This window comes from Photobacterium lucens, from assembly GCF_009873615.1.
GTDB lineage: Bacteria > Pseudomonadota > Gammaproteobacteria > Enterobacterales > Vibrionaceae > Photobacterium > Photobacterium lucens.
Window position 1 is genome coordinate 1 of sequence record NZ_SSMG01000490.1, and the last position, 3,243, is coordinate 3,243.

General features: G+C 40.9%; 4 protein-coding genes. 3 read left to right on the forward strand and 1 reads right to left on the reverse strand.

Annotation, left to right across the window (positions count from 1 at the left end; translation table 11 throughout):
• The first annotated feature begins 283 nt into the window (after positions 1–283).
• The 3 genes from cspE to E5A76_RS20180 all read left to right on the forward strand — a co-directional run bounded on the left by cspE (position 284) and on the right by E5A76_RS20180 (position 2,138).
• The gene (gene cspE / locus E5A76_RS20170; RefSeq protein ID WP_008989725.1) at positions 284–493 is read left to right on the forward strand and encodes a transcription antiterminator/RNA stability regulator CspE; all 210 of its coding nucleotides are present in this window, start codon (positions 284–286) and stop codon (positions 491–493) included.
• A gap of 203 nt (positions 494–696) precedes the next feature.
• Positions 697–1,359: an ABC transporter ATP-binding protein gene (locus tag E5A76_RS20175; RefSeq protein WP_161120033.1), complete on the forward strand. Its 663-nt coding sequence runs from the start codon at positions 697–699 to the stop codon at positions 1,357–1,359.
• A gap of 11 nt (positions 1,360–1,370) precedes the next feature.
• The gene (locus E5A76_RS20180) at positions 1,371–2,138 is read left to right on the forward strand and encodes an ABC transporter permease (RefSeq protein ID WP_053987775.1); all 768 of its coding nucleotides are present in this window, start codon (positions 1,371–1,373) and stop codon (positions 2,136–2,138) included.
• Positions 2,139–2,236: 98 nt separating this feature from the next.
• Here E5A76_RS20180 and pdxY read toward each other — a convergent pair whose 3' ends face one another.
• The gene (gene pdxY, locus E5A76_RS20185) at positions 2,237–3,097 is read right to left on the reverse strand and encodes a pyridoxal kinase PdxY (protein ID WP_161120034.1); all 861 of its coding nucleotides are present in this window, start codon (positions 3,095–3,097) and stop codon (positions 2,237–2,239) included.
• Positions 3,098–3,243: the final 146 nt, after the last annotated feature.

Below are 3,243 nucleotides of genomic sequence, written 5' to 3' on the forward strand. Positions count from 1 at the left end.
AACGTATTTATTAACCTTTTGATTAAATAGGCTTTTATTGGTTTGTAATATAAAATATTAATTATTTGAAAAATAAAGCTATACAATCGGCTCAATTTCATTACTATAGACCCCGGCCTGTAAGTCAGACCTATTTATATGTAACATTATGTTTTAGAAAACCTTCGCTGTAACGCTTTACCAGTGTCATGAAGCTTTCCACTCATAAGCTATAACGTAAATAATTCTTTTTCTGGCTACATACGCAATTTTGCGAATTATTTAAAAAATTTTGGAGACTATCATGTCTAAAGCAACTGGTATCGTTAAGTGGTTTAACGAAGAGAAAGGTTTCGGTTTCATCACTCAAGACAACGGCGGCGCTGACGTATTCGTTCACTTCCGTGCTATCACTGGCGAAGGCTTCAAGACTCTAGCTGAAGGTCAAAAAGTTTCTTTTGACATCGAGCAAGGTCAAAAAGGTCCTCAAGCTGCTAACGTTGAAAAAGCTTAATTCTTTTTTACGTTAAAAGTTTAAAAAATGCCGACATTATGTCGGCATTTTTGTATCTGCGATTCCCTATTTTCTTTAATCACGTCATTTCTTCCTTTCCATTATCTTGTATATCGGCATTTTATTTTGTGCGAAAACTGTTTGAGTCAGCTATCTTGCTTCAATACACTTAATGTTTATTTTCAGTATTTTGGGTGCAATGGATGCAATCAGAATCATCTCAAGATCAAATCGATACGTTAGTCTTTAATCAATTGCGTTCAGGCTTTGAAGCACAGAGCGATACCTCGCTTTCTGCTTGTATAAAGCAAGGGCAGCATCTTGCGATATCTGGCGTCTCTGGTTGTGGTAAGAGTAGCTTGCTACAAGTGATTGCTGGGCTTAAGGCGCCTCAGTCGGGCTCCGTTACTTTTAACAATCAATTGATTGATGTAAAAGCATTGGACCTTTGGCGGCAAAGTATTTGTTACTTTCCACAACAAGCCGTGATGGGCGGAGAATGCGTACGTGATGTTCTGCACCTTCCTTGGCGTTTAAAAGCGATAACATATTTGCCACTGCCTAACGATGATCTGTGTTTATCTGCTTTATCACAAGCGGGTATTACGGTGCTATTAGATAAGCCGATTGATACCCTTTCTGGCGGTGAAAAGCAGCGTGTTGCTATTGCTAGGGGCATATTAATGCAGCGAAAGGTGTGGTTAATGGATGAGCCAACATCGGCCCTTGATCCTGCTGGGCGAGATAAAATTATTCAACTGCTTGTCGAGTTATCGATAATTTGTATATCCGTTTCGCATGATCCTGTTTGGCTTAAAGGGGCAACTCAGGTACATACCATGCATTTGGATAAGGAAAGGATGTGATGTCCGAGTCAATGAATAGCACTTTAGATATTCAGTGGGTAGCGATGGCGGGTTTCTATCTGTTGCTGTTGATCCCGATATTTTTATTCCAGCGTTGGCAACTCGGTTTAAATCGAACCTTGATAAATTCCGTATTACGTATGACCTTGCAGCTTTCCGTTGTCGGTATTTATCTGCACACTTTGTTTGGTTTGCAAAGCGTGATGATCAATATCGTTTGGCTTTCTATCATGGCGTTAGTGGCGAGCTATACCATTTGTAAACGTGCTGAGGTCAACTTAAAGCGAGTGCTACCTGCGGTGATCATCGGTCAATTTACTGCGCTAATTGTTGCGTTGCCTGTGATGTTGATGGGGGTGATCCAAGTTGAACCTTGGTGGCAAGCGCAATACATGATCCCGATTGCAGGTATGTTATTAGGCAATAGCTTAATGGCGAATGTACTGGCCTTGTCTCGTTGGGGGAGCTTACTTAAAGAGAACCATAACGAATACCAGTATTACGTCTCTCTTGGTGCTCCAGATCCTGCCTTACCTTTTATTCAAACAGCGGTAAAAGCGGCATTAACACCACAGCTGGCAGCGATGACAACCTTAGGCATTGTTAGTTTGCCGGGGATGATGACAGGTCAGATATTAGGTGGTGCTGCACCACTTGTTGCGGTGAAATACCAGTTAGTCATTATGGTGGCGATTTTTATTTCTGGGGTGATCTCTGTGGCAACAACGTTAAGTATTGTAAGGCGAGTAACCTTTAATGCGTATGGGGAAGTGCGCTAAATCCAATATTCTCTTGAATTGCATTTCCTAAACAACAGACAAGAAAAAAGCAGCAATGATGCTGCTTTTTTTGTTTGTTCTTTTTATCAGAGCAGGGCTTATTCGTTGATTGCGCTGATAGGGAATACTTCACTAGGAGCAACAATCTCATCTTGTGCTGCGATGGTTTGCAGTTCCCACTCACCACGACGTGAGGTCTCTTTTAATACCGCATAACACGCATTATGTGCATGTTCAAAAGCCTGCTCGGGTGTCCAGCCTTTTAATAGACCAGCAGTAAAGAGTGATGAAATAAGATCGCCCACGCCTACAGGTTGTTTATCAAATTTAAGATGTGGACGCTGCGCTAGGAAACAACCTTCAGCAGTTGCTAGCATCATCGTAAATTTTTCATCAGAGATACTGTGTAGGTGTTTCACCAGTACCATTTTAGGACCCATTGTTAGGGCTTTTTTACAAGCAGCAACAGCATCGTTCAGATTATGGATTTCCATGCCAACAAATTGGCTGAGTTCAAATTGGTTAGGAACGATAGCATCAGCAATAGGCATCACATCGTTGATCAGGTATTCCGCAATACCATCAGCAACAATACAGCCTTTCTCTGGATCACCCATCACAGGATCACAGATATAAATAGCGTTAGGATTGTGTTGTTTTACTTTTTTCACGGTGTCGATAATTGCAAGACACTGGCTTGCGCTACCTTGATAGCCCGTTAATACCGCTTCGCAGTTCTTTAATTGGTCAATACCTTCAATACCAGCAACTAATTCACTAATGTCATCACCGGAGAATGCTTTACCAGTCCAGCCTTCTTTATATTGAGTGTGGTTAGAAAACTGTACGGTATGTAGTGGCCATACTTCAAAGCCCATACGTTGCATTGGAAAAACTGCAGAGCTGTTTCCAGCATGACCGTAAACAACATGTGATTGAATAGATAGAATGCCTTTCATTGAGGTTCCTTATTAACCTTAGGTCTCTTTAAGCATACTTTACTCTTGCTTATATCAGAATTCTAATCATTTTATATCGTAATTATTCCTTGCATTTATGCAGATTAAAAAGTGACCGGCAATGTCTCTCTATTATTGTCTATAAC

What these genes read in the sequence shown, in the direction of transcription:
- cspE (WP_008989725.1), top strand. Translation starts at nt 284, where the DNA reads ATGTCTAAAGCAACTGGTATCGTTAAGTGGTTTAACGAAGAGAAAGGT.
- E5A76_RS20180 (WP_053987775.1), top strand. Translation starts at nt 1,371, where the DNA reads ATGAATAGCACTTTAGATATTCAGTGGGTAGCGATGGCGGGTTTCTAT.
- E5A76_RS20175 (WP_161120033.1), top strand. Translation starts at nt 697, where the DNA reads ATGCAATCAGAATCATCTCAAGATCAAATCGATACGTTAGTCTTTAAT.
- pdxY (WP_161120034.1), bottom strand. Translation starts at nt 3,097, where the DNA reads ATGAAAGGCATTCTATCTATTCAATCACATGTTGTTTACGGTCATGCT.